This is a genomic window from Streptococcus porcinus, from assembly GCF_900475415.1.
Classification (GTDB): domain Bacteria; phylum Bacillota; class Bacilli; order Lactobacillales; family Streptococcaceae; genus Streptococcus; species Streptococcus porcinus.
On record NZ_LS483388.1, the window covers coordinates 1,466,882 to 1,485,548 of the forward strand.

Annotated in this window: 12 protein-coding genes; 1 reads left to right on the forward strand and 11 read right to left on the reverse strand. The window is 36.0% G+C overall.

Going from position 1 to position 18,667, the window contains the following annotated elements; all coding sequences use genetic code 11:
* Positions 1-11 precede the first annotated feature (11 nt).
* Genes DQM45_RS07295 through DQM45_RS07305 form a run of 3 tightly spaced genes read right to left on the reverse strand, consistent with a single transcriptional unit; the run spans position 12 to position 1,482 of the window.
* Complete coding sequence (locus DQM45_RS07295; RefSeq protein WP_003082888.1) at positions 12-521, reverse strand: GNAT family N-acetyltransferase; 510 nt, start codon at positions 519-521, stop codon at positions 12-14.
* 33 nt (positions 522-554) lie between these two features.
* Positions 555-1,253: a 3-oxoacyl-ACP reductase gene (locus DQM45_RS07300; RefSeq protein ID WP_003083952.1), complete on the reverse strand. Its 699-nt coding sequence runs from the start codon at positions 1,251-1,253 to the stop codon at positions 555-557.
* Positions 1,246-1,482 carry a DUF2829 domain-containing protein gene (locus tag DQM45_RS07305; protein WP_003083234.1) on the reverse strand — a complete coding sequence of 79 codons (237 nt, stop codon included), beginning with the start codon at positions 1,480-1,482 and terminating at the stop codon, positions 1,246-1,248. Before DQM45_RS07305 ends, DQM45_RS07300 begins: the two co-directional genes overlap by 8 nt.
* 516 nt (positions 1,483-1,998) lie before the next feature.
* On the opposite strand from DQM45_RS07305, the gene DQM45_RS07310 reads away from it, so the two are divergent.
* Entirely contained in the window at positions 1,999-2,706 is a 708-nt protein-coding gene (locus tag DQM45_RS07310) for a hypothetical protein (protein WP_003084500.1), read from the forward strand.
* Positions 2,707-3,108: 402 nt separating this feature from the next.
* Here the strand turns inward: DQM45_RS07310 and DQM45_RS07315 are convergent, their stop codons facing one another.
* The 8 genes from DQM45_RS07315 to lctO form a co-directional block, all read right to left on the reverse strand.
* A complete protein-coding gene (locus tag DQM45_RS07315; protein ID WP_003083899.1) occupies positions 3,109-4,023 on the reverse strand; it encodes a magnesium transporter CorA family protein in 915 nt (304 codons plus the stop codon).
* An 86-nt stretch (positions 4,024-4,109) separates the two neighbouring features.
* Positions 4,110-5,453, reverse strand: a complete 1,344-nt coding sequence (gene brnQ, locus DQM45_RS07320; protein ID WP_003086025.1) for a branched-chain amino acid transport system II carrier protein — start codon at positions 5,451-5,453, stop codon at positions 4,110-4,112.
* Positions 5,454-5,678: 225 nt separating this feature from the next.
* Complete coding sequence (locus tag DQM45_RS07325) at positions 5,679-7,328, reverse strand: phosphatidylglycerol lysyltransferase domain-containing protein (protein ID WP_003085191.1); 1,650 nt, start codon at positions 7,326-7,328, stop codon at positions 5,679-5,681.
* 110 nt (positions 7,329-7,438) lie between these two features.
* The gene (metG, locus tag DQM45_RS07330) at positions 7,439-9,442 is read right to left on the reverse strand and encodes a methionine--tRNA ligase (RefSeq protein ID WP_003085322.1); all 2,004 of its coding nucleotides are present in this window, start codon (positions 9,440-9,442) and stop codon (positions 7,439-7,441) included.
* A gap of 125 nt (positions 9,443-9,567) precedes the next feature.
* Complete coding sequence (locus tag DQM45_RS07335; protein WP_003082857.1) at positions 9,568-10,287, reverse strand: YoaK family protein; 720 nt, start codon at positions 10,285-10,287, stop codon at positions 9,568-9,570.
* A 235-nt stretch (positions 10,288-10,522) separates the two neighbouring features.
* Positions 10,523-12,169, reverse strand: a complete 1,647-nt coding sequence (locus DQM45_RS07340; RefSeq protein WP_003084419.1) for a hypothetical protein — start codon at positions 12,167-12,169, stop codon at positions 10,523-10,525.
* 136 nt (positions 12,170-12,305) lie between these two features.
* Complete coding sequence (locus tag DQM45_RS07345; RefSeq protein WP_003086035.1) at positions 12,306-17,225, reverse strand: S8 family serine peptidase; 4,920 nt, start codon at positions 17,223-17,225, stop codon at positions 12,306-12,308.
* Between the two features lie 181 nt (positions 17,226-17,406).
* Entirely contained in the window at positions 17,407-18,576 is a 1,170-nt protein-coding gene (gene lctO / locus DQM45_RS07350) for an L-lactate oxidase (protein WP_003083895.1), read from the reverse strand.
* Positions 18,577-18,667: the final 91 nt, after the last annotated feature.

An 18,667-nucleotide genomic window follows, 5' to 3' on the forward strand; every position in this document is an offset into this window, starting at 1 on the left:
ACTTCTTCTCCTTAATCTATTCCAAATTCCTTAGCAAAGCTGACTTGGCCTAAGAAATGATGATTCCCGCATAATGATAAGGCCATAAAATTCTCTGGAGGGAAACCTTCTGGCAAACTGATGCCAAAAAACTCCGCTGGTTGATAGCCAAACTTAGGATAATAGCGTTCACTACCCAATACTAAAATCAAATCATAACCAAGGTCTTTTGCTACTTGATGGCCTCTATCAATCAAGGCACCGCCATAACCCTGCTTTTGATAGCAAGGAGCAACACTCAAAGGTGCTAAAACTAAAGCTTCATGCTGGCCAACTTTTGCTTTGGTAAACATGATATGGCCTCGCAGTTGCTGATCAACTTCTAAAACCAAAGCCAACTCTGCTATATAGGAATCGCCCTCACGTAAGGCTTCAACTAAGTCTTGTTCAGTACCATCACTATGTTCTGCCGAAGCGAAAGCTTCTGTCACCAACTGGTAGATAGCCTTAAAATCCTCTTTTTCTTCTTGTCTAATAATCATCTCTAGTTCCATTCAGTTTTGTTAATAATAGAGCTATTTAAGGGTCCAACCACCGTCAATTTTAACAATTTCCCCTTGCATAGATGCAGCTTTACCAGAGGCTAAAAAATAAGTTAGGTCTGCTATTTCTTCAGCCTGAGTCCACCTTCCAATTGGGGTTTCTTGTGCTACCCAATCAGCCAAACCATCTTTTTCAAAATCACTAGCTGTCATAGCTGTTTGAACAGCACCTGGTGCTATACCAAAGACTTGAATCCCTGCTCTAGCATAATCCAGAGCTAATTGGCGAGTGAAACCAGCAAGAGCATGTTTACTGCTTGTGTAAGCAGCACCGCCTCCGCCAGCTTGAAAACTAGCAATGGAGCACATATTAATAATAATCCCCCTTTGTTGCACCAGCATTTTCTCCAAATAAAAACGTGTAAGCTTAACCATTGAAAAAAAGTTAAGTGCAAATAGTTTTTCAAAATCTGCCATATCTATTTCTAGGAGAGGTTTATAAGCATCTAATATCCCAACCGTATTGAGGAGAATGTCAACTGATGGTAGCCATTGAAAAAGGGGAGCTAAATCTGACGAAAGATCTATTTGCAAAAATTGGAAGTTACCTGATAAGTCTGGCTTAGGTTTGATATCAACACCATAAACCTGATAACCCTTATTTAAAAATAACTCTGCTTGGGCCTTACCAATTCCTGACGCTACACCCGTAACGAGAACTTTTTTAGTCATTGACTTCAATCCAATCACTAGCTAAAACATCACATGGTGTTGGCGACCACATCGAAAAACCTTCCCCAGCACCTGAGACATTGATTAAAAAATAAGGAGTCACTTCTAACGGTTGGCCATTTTGTTCAATAACATCAAAGAGTTGTACATAATTTTCGGCACCACCCCAGCCAGTTCGCACATATTTTTTCTTGGCCTTTAACCCTGGTAAAATTTCTTCAAATGTCATGTTTTTCTCCTTTGTTCTCTATAAATGTTGATATAGCTAGGCTTTTTTATTGAAAATATAAATTATTGTCCGCGTTTTTGCTCATAATACTTTTTAAAAACTACGCTTGATACTTGTTTTTAACAGAATTAGCATAGGTATAATGAGCAAAAAATGACTAACTAAAATTAGCGAGTTATCTAAAGGTCAAAAATAGGAAAATCTATTTTATTAACTCCCTACAGTCTCTTTTCTATGCATCAATCAATACACCGATTCGTAGAAGAATTTAAAAATACCTCTCCTTTGGAATTTGAAAACCAATACAGCTCACTTCGTACAGTATAGTATCACACTTTATGAAAACCCTCAATAAATTAATAGTTTTTATAGCTGATTCGTATCTATAACACACTATTCACTGCAAAACATAGTTTTGGTCATTCTTTAAAATTTATCTAAAAAAATGCTCTATATCTCTCTGATTGAAAGCGTTATAATCAAATTAGATTTTAATTCTAGAAACGGAGATATAAAGTGAAAAAAGTATTACTATTAGCCATAGCGCTCTTTTCTCTTGGAATAGCACCTAATGTGATAGCGGAGGAAGAAGTCAACCAAATTAATAAAGAAACCTCACAGGAAAATCTGAAATGGGAGTTAGACCCAAATCAGTATAATAACGAAAACAATATACCTGTTACTATTGATAACAATAATCTAACAATAACATTACCTAAAGGTTGGTCAGTGTCATTTTTAAAAAACAAGGGTGCTTATAATCCACTAAAAGTAAATGATAAAGATCTTAGCTATTATGATGACTCTTCTACTAGACAGAATGGAACAAATGATAGAGTGGGTAAGGAACCTAACACTAGTCCTCGAGTATTCCTAAAAGGAGACAATAATAAAGAACTATCGTTTATATATAATGACAATAAAGGTGAGGCAGGACTCCCAATCACTGTAACTCTACAATCACCACAAGAAGGAGATGAATTAACACTACGTTACCGTGCAGATACTGGCTTTTATGGAGGGAGCTCAAAATTAAAAGATTCAGAAACTCTTAAAAAAGAAAAGTCTGAGAAAGAGAGGCTTAAACAACAAGAAGAACAAAAAATTGCTGAAGAAGCTTATCTAAAATATATTGAATATGACAATAACCAACCTTGGCACAAACGCTTAAGAGACGGCCTTCAAGACCAATTGTGGAATTTCAAAGATTGGCTGAAAAATTAACTTCCTCTTTTTCCTAGTAGTGCTAAGCATGTTATAGTAAATCAATAAGCCAAACTAAAAAGCACCTTTTCGGGGTGCTAGTTCGTTCTTGATGAATTCATTAACAATATATTCACCTTATATTACTTTTTAGGTTATCGAATGTTGATTTGATGACCTTTTTAGTACAAACGTAAACATTGAGGGAATATTTAAAGATATTGAAAAGTCCTATAAATGTTGTTACACCAGTAATTAAGAGGTTGCTAAAGTACTTTTTGTATCTAAACTTATTTCACCCCACTAGGTAAACTAACTTATTTTTTTATTTACAATAAGGATTTTCTTAGTATTTCTCTAAAATAATAAAAGTTGATTAAGAAGTGCTAGTGAGATAGCCTATTAGTGTTCCAACCAATATCTTTATTTACGTTTATAGTTCATCATTAGTTTTAAGATAAATGCCATAACAAACCAAAGGATGACCGAAATCCCTATCACCATTAACCACCCCAAAGGATGTTGAGTTAAAAGGGGTGGCAAAGGTACGTTAATACCAAAAAATCCTGTCACAATGCTTGGAATAGTTAACAGAATAGATAATAAGGTCAAAATTTTCATGGTGTCATTCAGCTCATTATTTAAGACATTATTATAGGTACCTTCTAATTGTGACAAAACTTGTGCAGATAATTGTGCCATTTCTACTAACTGCCGCGCCTCAATCAAGGCATCATCTAATTGTTCCTCTTCAACATCATTAAGGCTAAGATACAAGAGATGGCTTTTTAGTTGCTCAATTAAGAGGACATTTTGTTTGCTGGCTGAGACTATATAAACTAAGCCCGTTTCTAAGTCTGACAATTGCAAAAGTTCTCTCTTACTCGTTCTTTCTCGCAATAGATTATTCAATCGATTTCGTTCCGAATTAAGGCTGTCCACTGTGGGAAAATAATTTTTGGAAATGAGGTAAAGGACTGTAAACAAAAATTTATACAGTGATAAGGTCTTGTTTTTCTCTAGCAAATTCTCCATTTGTTTGACAATATAACTGCTTTTATCCTTATAAATTGTAATGAGATGATTTCCATAAACAAAGAAAGTAATTGGAACGGTCTGATAATGGTAATCCTGCTTATAAATATCTAAAACATTATAAATCAACAATAAGGTTTTTTCGTCACGATCATATTCTAAATGGGACAACTCATTTTTATCTGCAGCATAAGTTAGAATCTCAGAATCAATTTTCAGCTCATGTTTCAGATAAAGAAGGTCTTTTGAATTGTCAGCATTTGCCATATACAGGCTAAATTTTTCTTTACTTATCTCTTTCAAAACCTCTACTCCTTCAGTCTATACTACCTGTCAGTATATCAAAAAAAGAGCCAAATGGCTCTCATTGGGATTATCCCTAATTCCCGTTAAGCTTCCTTTTCAAATTGCTTCAAATCAAAAACTTCTCCTCTTATCTTATCTGGTAACAGCATAGCAATAACAAGACCAAACATTGTTGGCAATAACCAACCCACTGACATAGCGTGAAGCGGTAAATAATCAGCAAAAGTCGCAAGAGCTGTTTTAGGCATTAAGCCTGCTAAAACTTCTAAAAAGGAAATGATGGTCACAATGACTATGGTCAAAGACATGCCTCTTTTAGACAAAGGTATTAGCTTATTAAGTAGGATAATGACTACTAAAACGATAACAATTGGATAAAGGAGAGAAAGTACTGGAAGCGAAAAAGCAATAACGGCATTCAACCCTAAGTTGGCAATTAGAAAACCAATAAGGGTAAAGAGGCTGAGATAAACTTTGTATGATAGCTTGGTAAAATGTTTAGCAAAAAATTCAGACACCGCAACAATCAAACCGACCGTAGTGGTAAAACAGGTTAAAATGACCATGACACTAAGGAAGTAGCGTCCAAAGGAACCAAATAGCTGATAAGAAGCCTGCGCTAGAACATAAGCCCCTTTATTGATTGAAGGATCAGTCAGTACATTTTCTGGAACAGAAAATTTGTTACCTAGGTAGCCTAAACCAATGTAGAGAATGCTAAAAGCTAGGCTGGTCACTACTCCAACTACCCATATCGTTGATAAATACTCTTTTTTATTAGCAAAACCAAATTGTTTTAAGGTCTCAGTTGCTACTAAACAAAAAGCAACTGCGGCTAGAGCATCTATTGTATTATAGCCCGCTAAAATGCCACCACCAAAAGCATTAGTAAGGTATTCGGCGCTAGCTGTACCACTGTCAGCTTGACCATATTTAAATGCTCCTACAACTACTAATGAGAGAATAAGCAAAGCAAACATAGGAGTCAAAACCTTACCTACACTAGCCATTATGTTAGTCGGATGACTAGCAAGTAGATAAGCAGCCAAGAAAAAGAAAAAAGAAAAAATCATGAGAGCCATCTGGCTATTACCAACAAGAGGTGATAGACCAACTTCAAAAGACACTGTAGCCGTCCTTGGAATAGCAAAAAGCGGACCAATAGTTAAATAAAGAATAACCAAAAAGCTGAGCGAGAACCAAGGGCTAAACTTAAGATCCATTTCATGTTTAAAACCTCCGTTAGTCAAAGTTCCCACTAATAGAGTGATGATAGCTAGGCCAACTCCGGACAAACAAAATCCTAAAATAGCTGGCCAGAAATGATGACCCGAAGCCACACCTAAAGCCGGTGGGAAAATGAGGTTGCCAGCTCCAAAAAAAATGCCAAATAATAGCAATCCTGTTAAAAATCCTTTTTTTATCATAAAGTGCCTCTATGTAAACCTAAATTTACACCTTTCCTCTAATTTTTTTGTTAAAGGGTCAACTATCTGTTAATTCTTGCCCCATAAATAAGTGCTTTCTATTATAACAAAAAAGCTTGATTATACTAGCCCTTTTTCAAAATTTTCTAACTATTTACATAAAAATAAGGCCTAAAGGCCTTATTTTTATGTAAATAGTTTTCTCTACTTTCAAGATGACAATAGCTATTTCTGTCGATAGGAGACTTGAACTAAGGCAACTATAACAAATAAAAACAAACATTGTTTAGGATAAGCTATGTAGTAAGGAACCCATTTATGGGCGAATTTTTGCTTGTAGTGCCTTAGCCCATCAAAAGAGTAAATTTGAGAGCCGTACTGATAGAGTAAATAGCCCAACTTTTCATTAAGAAAACTAAAACGATTTTTTCCTACATTAGACAAAGGGCACATCCCCATATTAAAATAGTCAACTCCCTTTAGTTTAGCATGGTTTATTAATCTTATAAAAAGAGCATCCATAACACCTTTTGGAGCCTTATTCAAATAACGCATTAAGTCAACTGAGAGCATCTTTTCTGTATCAGATTTTTCAATAGTAGCAAAAGCAACAATTTCACCCTCCATTGATTCTAAAATAGCAATATCACTATGACCTAAGTAAAAGTCGTCAAAGAAACCAAGTGAAAATCCCATTTCTTTTCGACCGGCTAGCCATTCATCAGAAACCACCTTTAAGGATGATATCAATTCCTTAGAGTAAGGGGGCTCAAGAACAGAAAAGTTATAGCCAGCCTTTTCAACCTGATTAGATACTGACCTTAAATTTTGCTTTTTCTTACCTGAAAGTGAAAATTGAACTGAATCAACAATTCCTTCTTCCCCTAATTTAATGAAATCAAAGCCATGGTCATGAATTGCCATGACTTCTTTTTCAGACACCTCATAAAATACAGGATGATAATTATACAAATCCGCCTCATTCATAAAGGATTCTAATGCTTCGTCAAAATAATCACGATTGCCAAAAAAATCTCCCATAACGAGAAGTTTATCTCCTTGCGATCTGAATTGCAAAGCTATTTGATCCTGTCCTTGAGCCTGATAATACCAAATTCTTTTGTCTTGAAGGTAAGCCAGTCCAGTATAATGATGATCACCCTTTTTAAGAATTTGCTCAAAGCGCTCTTTATCAAAAGGTTGCCCAATTTCGACTCTTCGGTACTTTAAAAATAGTATTAAAGCAGTTAAACTAATCGTAATCAAAAATAAAGTTAATAAGCCCATCAACCACCAATGAAACGTAGGGACAGAAAAGTGCTTTTCTAAAGAAATACGCGATCTATGATGTGCATCTACCAAATTAGTATAACCTAAAATAAAATAGGAGAGCCCCAAAAAAGACCAGATAATCCCATCAAGAAAAGCATCTTCATGACTAATAATAAGCTGATGACGATAGAGATTTGGTCGACTAATACAGAGTAATATCACCAGAAAAATCAGGACTGCCGTTGGCGCAAAACTTCTATAAAAAAAGATAGTATATAAAATAGCTAAACACAGAAAAATCAGAGTTGGAAAGAAAGCTTTAGTACTCCTATTTCCAATCGCTCGCCCACAAATAAGTAGCGAGAATCCTAAAAGTAAACTAGGAACCTGACGGATAAGGGCCATGCTGGCTAAACCGTAAAAACGATCTTTGATAATAGGTAGATTGATAATGGCATCATGACTTGTTACCATCAATATCAAGATAATTCCAGATAGATAAAAAAGCCCAACCATGACATAAAAGAAAACAGCTCTAATGAGTTCCAAAACAAGATAATTATTTTTATTCTTAAAGAACTGAAATTTACGAAAAATAGGCATACTCACTCCCTATAGTTTTTGCTTAGTCTACCGGCTTAAGGTTAAAGAATGCTTAAGAAAAAACTATTTTCAACCATTGCTAGTTGGAAATAGTTTTTTTGACTTGCAACTTAACCAATCACCGACCCATTTGGAACTTGCGGATCAACTGTCAAGACAGTCAGACGATCACCATGCTCCGCTGATAAGATCATTCCTTGACTGACATACTTTTTCATCATTTTACGAGGTTTCAAATTAGCAACGATTTGCAATTTTTTCCCAACTAATTCTTGCTCGTTAGGATAAAATTTAGCGATGCCAGATAAAATTTGACGATCCTCTCCATCTCCTGCATCAAGACGGAAGCGTAGCAATTTATCCGAACCTTCGACCTTAGAAACTTCCTTGACTTCAGCTACGCGAATCTCAACAGCATCAAATGTTTCAAATTTAATTTCCTCTTTTTCCGCTTTGAGTTCAACGTTTTCAGGAATCCATTCTTTTTCCTGAGGAAGCACAGAGCCGACTTCCATTTGTTCCTTGATGTAAGCAATTTCCTCTTCCATATCAAGGCGTGGGAAAATAGGTTGGCCTTTAGAAATAACTGTGGTTTGAGCCGCAATACCAACTAATGAAAGATCCTCTAGGTCTGCTACCGCTTCTAAACCAAGTTGAGTCATGATAGCATTAGAGGTTTCCATCATGAATGGTTGAATCAAGTGTGCAACTACGCGCAGACTTGCTGCCAAGTGAGCCATGACAGATGCTAGATCTTCTTTATTGCCATCTTCTTTAGCTAGTAACCAAGGAGCTGTTTCATCAATGTATTTATTAGCTCGAGAAATAATAGTCCAAACAGCTTCTAAAGCACGAGGATAGTCAACTGCTTCCATTTGCACATGGTATTCTTCAATTTGTGCAGCTACAATTGCTTCTAAATCAGCGTCAAAATCCGTCACACCTGCTTGGTAGGTTGGAATTTGACCACCAAAGTATTTGTTAATCATAGCAATGGTACGGTTTAGTAAATTACCCAAGTCGTTAGCAAGCTCATAGTTAATCCGTCCAACATAATCCTCGGGTGTGAACATACCATCAGAACCAACAGGTAAACTACGCATTAGGTAGTATCTAAGAGAATCTAACCCATAACGTTCAACCAACATTTCTGGATAGACAACATTGCCCTTAGATTTAGACATTTTACCATCTTTCATGACAAACCAACCATGGGCGATCAAGCGTTCTGGCAATTTCATATCCAACATCATGAGGAGAATTGGCCAATAGATGGAATGGAAACGCAGGATGTCCTTACCAACCATGTGGAAGACAGTACCATTCCAGAACTTGTCATAATCTTCATGCATTTCTTGAGCATAACCAAGGGCCGTTGCATAGTTAAGAAGCGCATCAATCCAGACATAAACCACATGTTTTGGATTTGATGGCACTTTGACTCCCCAGGTAAAAGTTGTCCGACTGACAGCTAAATCTTCCAAACCAGGTTCAATAAAGTTTTTAAGCATTTCATTCATCCGACCATTAGGCTGAATAAATTCAGGGTGTTCATTAAAGAAAGCTACTAACTTATCAGCATATTTACTCAGACGTAAAAAGTAAGACTCTTCTGATACCCACTCAACTTTGTGTCCAGAAGGAGCAATACCACCAATTACTTTACCGTTTTCATCTCGGAAAACTTCTTCTAATTGACTTTCAGTAAAGAATTCTTCATCTGATACAGAATACCACCCTGAATATTCTCCTAAATAAATATCATCTTGGGCTAATAATTTTTCAAAAACTTGAGCCACTACTTCTTCATGATAAGAATCTGTCGTGCGAATAAATTTATCATAAGAAATGTCCAGTAAAGACCAAAGTTTCTTAACATCTCTCGCCATACCATCAACATATGCTTGTGGTGTTATTCCTGCTTCTTCTGCTTTAGTTTGAATTTTTTGACCGTGCTCATCAAGTCCTGTTAGATAAAAGACATCATGATGCATCAAACGCTTATAACGAGCTAAAACATCACAAGCAATAGTTGTATAGGCAGAACCAATATGTAATTTTCCTGATGGATAGTAAATAGGTGTTGTAATATAAAATGGTTTTTTATCAGTCATTTGATTTCCTTTCAAGGCTAATGAAACCTTATCAATTTCTTCTCTAACCGGTTTTAGCGACCTTCTCAAGAGATATTAATTTATTATAGCATATTCTAATTGGCAAAAAAACCAAGTCCAGGAACTTATCTGCCAACAATTGGTTTGATTTTTCGTTGAATATAGAGATGCTCTGCTAAGAGTAAATAATTGACATAACTTAAAGGAAGCAACATGGCTATAAGTGCCAGCTCACCAAATTGATAAGATAAAAATGTTGAGCAAATAACTCCTAAAATAAAAGTCATAATGATAATCAAAGTATTACGCCCAATAAGAATGAGCTCTTTATTTCCTTCATATAGCCCCTTAGTTAATATATAAGCTGCATTTTTAATATTGCCCGTCATCATGACATTGGCATAATTGGCTCCTCGTAAAGACTTAAAGGTGTCCACCTGGATTGATGCAAAAAAAGCCAGTGCAGCTACGGTTATAAATTGGCTTGTAAATGGCGTCACTAGACTTGTCACTAAGGCTATGGTAGTAAGCGTCGCACTAGCCAGTAAATGCCAATGCAGATGATGTTTGTTGGACCATCTATGAGCAAAGTAAGCAAAACTCTGTCCCAACATAAAGAAGAAAATAGGTACTAAAAAATCCAAGGCCTGAAGGTAGTTTTTTTCGGCTATACGAATAGCTAAATACATCACATTTCCAGTTTGAACACCTGCAAAGCGTCTTCCTTGAGTCATAAATGTGAAAGTATTAACATATCCACTGATAAAAGTCAAAGCTGAAGCACAGCGAATTCCTTCATAGACTTGGTGTCTTTTCCGTTTGTTTTTTCGTGATTGATTTGACATTTTCCCTTCCGTTTCACAAATAACAAAATAAAAATACTGTTAGCCAGTATTTTTACAAGTTTTGAATATGAGGCACTTTTCAGCCCAAATAGCTTTCATAGTTCTTTCTTTAGATAAATACCGAAAGCTTTTATAAGATTAAATTTAGTATAGCACAGCTAATTTTAGAAAACAATTAGCTTGAGGATAAATTTTCAGAAAAAGTGGATGAAAAATTCATCCACCTTGATTGCTATTAGTTTTCGACAATCTTGAAGTTTTGCAAGAAGTTCTCTTCTCCCAACTCTGCTTTAAAGCGGTCTCCAACCTTAAGAAATGGAAGCTGATCTGAACTTTCCCTACTTGCTTTTACTTTATAAATTTTTCCATCAGAAATCAAATAGTAAATACTTGTTCCTGAGACAATTTGACTTGCTACCTCTTGGACTTGGCCTTGAATTACTTTTACTTTCTTAGTCGAACTTCCTAGGGAAGTTAATCCGCTTGTATCTCGGTCTGTAAATTGGGCAATTAAGCTCGAAATATCGTTATTAACAGTTACTTGCTGATAATCTTCTGCATCTACTAAGGCATAAGATTTGACCAAACTAGCATCATCTTTCAGCGGAATAAGATAAAAGGCTTTATTATTCAATTTAACAAGTGTTGGCGCAGTTGCCTTATAGTTCTTTTCTTGAACTTCACCTTCTGCTGACTTCATGGCAGAAGTCTCTGTAGCCGATGCTAATCTGTAATTAGTAATTTGGCGTGTTCTCATATTAACTAGGATAAAGCCAAGGTTTGAGGAATCGGCTGTAGCAGAAGTAATTCCTGTATATAAATAGATATCTGATCCTATTGTAATATAGTTGTAACTATCAGTTGTTTTTTTCACACCTGACTGGCTAAAAATGGTATTCCAATAACCATTTTGATAGGTATAATGATCATTTACCCGTTTGATAACATTTTCAGCGGAGTAGACACGATCAACCCACTTAGGAATCTCTTTTAAACTATAGTAACGCGATTTTCCTGTCACAGCATCAAGAATGATTGCACCATTTGGATCCATTGATGATAACCCAAATTTTGGAGCATAAGTGGTTGCAATATAGAAGGGATTTCCATCATCATCTACTTCAAAAGATGGATCAGAAAAAATAGTAAATGGATGACTAAAACGTAAATGACGCATGGTGTCGCGGAACATGAATTCAGAATTTGAGTATTTCATCGGTTTTGATAATTTTACTAGCTCAGCTTTACCAGTAGTTTGATTGACTTTGACATAGTAACTAATCCCCTCTTGACGATTTGTCACCCATTTCCAAAAACTTTTATATTCCAATGGGGATACTCGAAAAGGTTGCTTTCCAATAGTAATCTGACGGTATTCATCTGAAATACCAAATTGTGAAACTTTATCAATAGTTCCTAAATAGGTATCTCCAATTTTTTCTGCAGACTCTCTATCTAAGAGTGCTAAAGTTGAAATATCACTTTCTGGAAAATCTGTTTTGAAATCAGCATCTTTAACCTTAATCACCTTAGCATAACTCTTCGCCCGCAAAACTCTTGAGTTTAGCACTGATATCAAGGCCAACCCCATAGCGATAGCTAAGATAATAAGGATGAGCCAGCGCACAGTCCCTGAGAAGAAATTAAAATATCGAGTGACATCTTTAGCTTGATTTTGGGAATATTTCCTTTGAAATAGCTCTGTCAACCCTTTAGTAAGTGACATGACAAAAATATTAACAGCTAAAAGAAACAGAAGGAAAATAAGAAAGACCCAAAAATCGCCACTCAAGGGATTAATTGGAGGCAGTTTTACCCAGTAATAGACTACAATGATTAGTAGAGAGAGTAACCCCGTTAAAGATTGAACCTGTTTTTTCATCTCATTCTCCTAAATATTTTTTAATGATAAACTATCATGAATCTTATTATACCATACCTGCAGAAAGTTTACTGCATTAAGCAGTATAAAAGACTGGCAATATGCCAGCCTTTTATAGACTATTTAGTTAAACTTTTTATTTTTCTTTCATTTTTTTAGAAAGGCCTAACTTAGCCATCCAAAGAAGGATAATTCCCATCAGCATAGCTAGGAAAGATTGCTTATCTCCCGTTGTTGGTAGCTGCCAAGTTGTCCCATTAGCTTGCGAAGCTTTCTCCGTATTTTGACCTGCTTCTACCCTATTTTGAATAGTCGGCTTAGATACTTCATTTGGAAGCTCAAAATGTGTTCCACCAGTTACAAGAGATCTCTTAGACATGATTTGCAAATGCGTTTCAATAACGTCATTTTGAAGAGCCTTAATACTTGTAGTTCCACTTATTTGGTAGCCTTCTGGTAAAGTCACAATAATGTTATAATGACCGTCCCTAACGGAAGCCCCGTAGGCAGTTGGCACATATAATGATTGATCTAGATTTATAAGTTGACCATTTTCTGATTGTAAGGAAACACTGCTTCCTTTTGGTAACAACTTATCAAAAATGACTCTAACCATTCCAGACTCAGATTTCCTTGTGATAAAGGCGTGATGAACAAAGTCATTACTTTGACTTAATTCAAACGTAAATACTTTTGGAGAAATAAGTTCTGCTACATTTTGATCATAAGTTAATAATTCCAAACTATATTTGCCAAAAGGTAATATCAGCACTTGGGAGCGATCGTCATAATAAGTTAATTTATCAAGAGCTTGACCTTTTTCATCTCTCACTAGATAGGTAATAGGAATTTTTGGTCTATCAACACTGTTATTATAAACTAAAGAAATATCTAGAATACCATGACCATCAGAAACACTTCTCATTGGCAACAAGCTTGAATAAACAATATTACCAGCCTTATCCTCAACTAAATAATAAAAATCGGCTGCGGCTACACCTTCAATTTTAGGAATAGTATAGCTACCGTCCTCATTTCTAGGAATAAGGACACGACGATCACTAATAGATACAATATCTTTACTTGTATCAATATCATATTTACGCCCATCTTTTTCTAACACATAGAAAACTTCTTCTCGAGCTATGCCAACATTGTTAGGTTCGAAGACTTTCCCTGGTTTAAAGAACTCCTTGTCACCGTCCTTACGGAAAATAGCTTTAGTAATAATAGGTTCCTCATGACTAACAAACACCTCATGCTCTTGCTTTATGAGTTGGCCTGAAGCATCACGGTAAGTGATAACGTAACGGTAAGCACCCGATAGAACTTTCTCACCTAACTGCGTTTGACCACTCCAGCTTGTTGTGCTTAAATCATCAATTGAAGCATTTTGAGGCGCTGTCCAAATAGCAGAGCTATTTACCTTATCATCCGCTCTATAGACACTTACACTTAGATCACGATAAACCTTACCTGGTAGCCCTCTAAAGGCGATGAAATCTCTATTACCTTTACCATTAGGTGACAGAATAATCTTAGCCTGATTAGCCTTAGCTAAACGACTAAGCGATCGATTACGATTAGTAATCATAATATCTGATTGATTAGTGATTAAGCCAGAATCACCATCAGTCATCACCAAATTATCTTCTATGCTTTGATAATTACCATCTTTTAGCGGGATAGTGATAATATCGTCACCAATCTGATCTGGTAATTGTTGACCAAGTTTTGCAATGGCAGTATTACCCGCAAAATCTTCTACCATATAATAAAAATCAGCTAATTTTGCCTTATCAAGCGGTAATATAAAGCCACCATTTTTCGATTTTTCTACAAAGACTTTATTATCAGATACAGATACATACTTAAAGCCCTGGTTTATTGAAATAGTATATGGTTTGCCATCTTTTTCTTCTAAATAGAAAACACTTTCTCTAAGTATACCCGATTGACCACGATCAGTAACATCAAGAACTTTGAATTCTCTTGTTTTTGGATTAAAACTACCAGATTTCAGTAAAGGTTTTGCACGGTCGACAATGATGTCAAACACCATTTCTTGACGTTTTGCTCCGATGATATCTGGGTAATAAGAAACGACGTATTGATATTTGCCATCTGGTAAATCCTCACCACTTAAAGTTTTACCCGAAAAATCAGTTGACAATAAGGTTGTCGATTTAGGGAAACGAATATCACTGTTATAATTCTTATCACCATTATGTGGTTGACTTGTCCACAGTAGGTTCTGACGTTGCTGATCATCAGCACGATAAACACTTGCTTTTAGTCCCTTATATTTTCTTAAAAAGACACCTTTAAAGGCAACAAAATCTTGATTTTTATCACTATTTGGAGAAATTGCAAGAACAACTTTCCCAGACTGGTTTTTTGTCAAGATAAACTTGCCATCTTTATTTCGATATGTTCCAAGAGTATGAAGACCATTGTCAGAAATTGTTTTGGTTGAGACATTAGTATCTGCACCAATGGTCACTAAGCCTGTATAATGTTTTCCAACATATACCTCGTCAGGAGTTTCAGATTCTTCAAAATAAAAACCTTTTTCTCCCTTAGCTTTTAAGTCATAAATAGAGTCCTCAATAACTGCTAAGTTTTGGAATTCTCCTTTAAAGCCAACAAATGGAATATTTATCTTATCTTTCACTTGATTTTCAGCATTTTCAAAACGCACAAAACCTTCTAGGAAGTACCCATTAGGCATCTGTTCAGTAAGTGCTTTCGTAAACTCAGAAACATCTATAGAAATCGTAACAGACTGTCTCCCCTTAGCAGGAACTTCAATAATATGACCTTGATATGATTTCAAAAGTACTGAATTTAAGTCAAAACGACCGTCGACAATCTTATCTGTCATTAGATCCGTTACATAACGAAGCTTCTTAGCCTGATTGGAAATATTATGTACAGTTACTGTAAAGCTGATTTTCTCTCCAACATTCCCCAAAGAAACACTGCCATAATGATCATCACCAGTTATGTAAAGGCCACTTGTTATGGCCGCATCCACATTTATAATTCCAGCACCTTGACGACGTGGAGACGTTATTAATTCGGTCTTAGGATCTTTATGAATGCTTGCATTACTCATTAACAAATTCTTAATAAGGTCCGACATTTCTTCTGCTTTAATATCTGGGTGTTCTTGTTCAAGATATTGCTTGATAAGTAAACTTGCTCCTGCAATATAAGGAGACGCCATACTTGTTCCAGTTTGACTGCCATAATGATCATCATTATAAGTAGAATAAATATCTCCTCCAGGCGCCGTGATATCTGGTTTCAAATAGCCATCTGATGTCAAACCCCAGCTAGAGAAATGGTTCATTTGATTAGCTTTTTGGTTGCTTGCTTTTGATAGTTTACTTTCAAAACTCAAGCGTCCTGTCCCAGAGCCATTTAGTTGAGACATCGCTTTACCAAACTCATGTGAAATAAAAGCCGATGGGAGAACTTGTCCTTCTTTACTTAGTTGCATTTTACGATTAGATTGACCTGGTATATGATTAAAAATAAGAATACCAGCTGCACCATGCTTTTTAGCTTGTGCTATCAATTCCACATAAAGATATTTAGGATTACGCTCAATAAGGACTATCTTACCGGTAACGTTTTTTCCTTCATAAGCTTCGTCACTTGGCTGATTAATATAAACAAAATCATAATTTTTATCAAAAGAAAGTTCTTCTTGGATTTTTTTATAATCTGTCGATTCTGTATAAAGGGCTTTTCCATGATCTAAATCAGCACGATTTTCTAAACCTTCAACCTTCATTAAGCGTTCAATTACAATTTTGTTATCAACAGCTGCAACAGAGGTTGGAATTCTTCCCGTTGAAGGTGAGTTAACAATACCATAGTCCGGATTGCTCGCAAAAGGGTCTGCATGATCAGAACCAAATAAACGCTCATTGCCTGCTGCTACAATAACCGAAACGCCGGATTTTTTAGCTTTTTCAATAGCAGCCATTAAGGAAGCATTACCTCCTAAGAAAGAACCATTAGGTCCACCTAAACTAAGATTAATAGTATCAGCACCTAAAGCTACTGCGTCTTCAATAGCTTTAATATAGAGTGCTTCCCCTGTCCCCATTAAGTCATTAGCAAAGACGCGCATAAAAATAACTTGAGCTTCTGGCGCCACCCCTAAGAAACGTTCTCCTGTAGGCGATGATTCAAGGGGATTTCCGGTAGCAATACCGGTAACATGCATCCCATGAGACTCATACTGACTATCATCATCTTCACTTGTCCAATCAATGAACTGACTAAAATCGTCTGGATTAATTTGAATCACTGTTTCTTTAGGTTTATCACTAGTTGAACTCGGATAAACACGGCGTCTTCTTTTATCTACACTTTGAATAATAGTACTCTCAATAGAATCTAGGAAAGAAGCATCGTCTAAATCAAAGTCAAATTTAACCTCTTTAACCTTATCATTATTTTCAACATAGTTGTGTGCAAAAACAACCTTTTGATTAAGCCATTTCCCATAGTTAATGTTTGCCTTAGCTTTTTGTAGATTCATAGATTCTTCATCTTTGAACTTTGCTCGGCTAATATCACTAATTCTCATGGCTTTGTGATTAGCATCAATTCCAGTATCGATAATTGCAATCACTTTACCTTGCCCTTTATAGCCTTTTTCCCAAGCCCCTGTCACTTGCGTCCAATCATGAGTATCAGTGTTAATTGGAGTCTCTTCAATAGAAGCAGGTAACTCTTGCTCAATGCCCTCTATAGGCACTTCACTTTTTTCTGGATTAAGCTCCTGAGTGTCTGAACCTTCTGTTCCAACATCTGTCAGAACCTTAAGTTGTTCTTCTTCACCAACCTCATTACTAGAAAGCTCATCTGAATGAACTAACTCTTTTGCAATCAGTGACTGCGGCATTTCCTCTGTTGTTATCCTTGAGGCTTCTTCTGCAGAAACATGGCTCGTTCCTACAAAAAAGACTGTTCCAATTAAGACAGATACAGTCCCTGATTTATATTTTCTTAACGAAAATCGTTCTTTCTTTTCCACTTGTAATTAAACTCCTGAATTAATATTTTTCTATCATTTTTCCAATAGAACATTAATTTTTATTTAATCACAAATTTAAGGGAAATGCAATCGATTTCGGAGAATAGTAGCCAAAGTTCTAAGGCAATTTTTTTAATAGAGTTTAAAAAAATGCCCCGTTTAAAAAGGGGCAGGTTGAATTTTAATCTAATTTTAAAGCATTCTGACTGAATGGAATAGAAGAGTCGTAAGGATTATGTCTCAATTTAAAATGTTTAATGTCATCAATTGTCTTCGTACCAGCAAGTTGCATCACCATTTTCAACTCATCATTTAAGTGTTCAAACACTTGCTTAGTTCCAACACTACCTCCCATTGCTAGACCATAAATAACTGGCCGGCCAAGAGCTACAAGGTCTGCTCCAGAAGCTAAAGCTTTGAAGATATGCTGACCACGTCTGACTCCTGAGTCAAATACAATTGGTACCCTACGATCAACTGCTTCTGCAACTTCTTGTAGTGAATCAAAAGCTGCTGGACCACCGTCTAATTGGCGTCCACCATGATTAGTCACCCAGATACCTGAAGCACCTGCTTCTAGTGCACGAAAGGCATCTTCTGCACACTGTGGACCTTTAACATAGACCGGTAGACCTGAATATTGAGCAATGTACTCAACATCTTTTGGTGATAAAGCCTGCTTAGCTGATTTATAAACATAATCCATCGTTTTACCTGCACCATCTGGGAGATATTCCTGAACAATAGGCATGCCAACGGGGAAAACAAAACCATTACGCTTATCTACTTCACGGTTTCCTCCAACGGTAGCATCAACTGTCAAAACAATTGATTTCACGCCTTCAGCTTTCAAGCGATCCATAATATGTCTGTTGATACCATCATCTTTACTATAGTAGAATTGGAACCAATGTGGTGAATCTCCTAGTGCTTGTGAAATTTCCGGTAAATCAGTAGTCGAATAAGAACTTGTGGTATAAATTGTACCAAATTCCTTAACCCCTTTTGCACTAGCAACTTCTCCTTGCTCATTAGCTAATTTATGAGCTGCAACAGGTGCCATAATTATTGGAGAAGTTAAGGTATCTCCATCAAAAGTTACCTCCGTACTTGGATTTTCAAAACCTTTTAATCCGTGAGGGACAATTAATTTATGGTTAAATGATCTAATATTTTCATGTAATGTGAAAGTGTCACCTGCTCCACTTGCTATATAGCCAAAGGCCCCTTTAGGAATTACTTTCTGCGCCATCTTTTCAAGATCAAAAACATTCACAAAGTCAACGTTTCCTTCAGCACTACTCGTTTTAAATTCAATACCCGCATTTGCCATTTCAATATTATCTGTCATTAATATTCTCCTTTTTAATAATTGATAACGCTTACAAATTATAACTAAATTATATTAAAACACTTTTTTAATGTCAAAATATATGCTCACT

Coding starts and splice junctions, on each gene's coding strand:
- DQM45_RS07295 (WP_003082888.1), bottom strand. CDS start 521: ATGATTATTAGACAAGAAGAAAAAGAGGATTTTAAGGCTATCTACCAG.
- DQM45_RS07300 (WP_003083952.1), bottom strand. CDS start 1,253: ATGACTAAAAAAGTTCTCGTTACGGGTGTAGCGTCAGGAATTGGTAAG.
- DQM45_RS07305 (WP_003083234.1), bottom strand. CDS start 1,482: ATGACATTTGAAGAAATTTTACCAGGGTTAAAGGCCAAGAAAAAATAT.
- brnQ (WP_003086025.1), bottom strand. CDS start 5,453: ATGATAAAAAAAGGATTTTTAACAGGATTGCTATTATTTGGCATTTTT.
- DQM45_RS07325 (WP_003085191.1), bottom strand. CDS start 7,328: ATGCCTATTTTTCGTAAATTTCAGTTCTTTAAGAATAAAAATAATTAT.
- metG (WP_003085322.1), bottom strand. CDS start 9,442: ATGACTGATAAAAAACCATTTTATATTACAACACCTATTTACTATCCA.
- DQM45_RS07335 (WP_003082857.1), bottom strand. CDS start 10,287: ATGTCAAATCAATCACGAAAAAACAAACGGAAAAGACACCAAGTCTAT.
- DQM45_RS07340 (WP_003084419.1), bottom strand. CDS start 12,169: ATGAAAAAACAGGTTCAATCTTTAACGGGGTTACTCTCTCTACTAATC.
- lctO (WP_003083895.1), bottom strand. CDS start 18,576: ATGACAGATAATATTGAAATGGCAAATGCGGGTATTGAATTTAAAACG.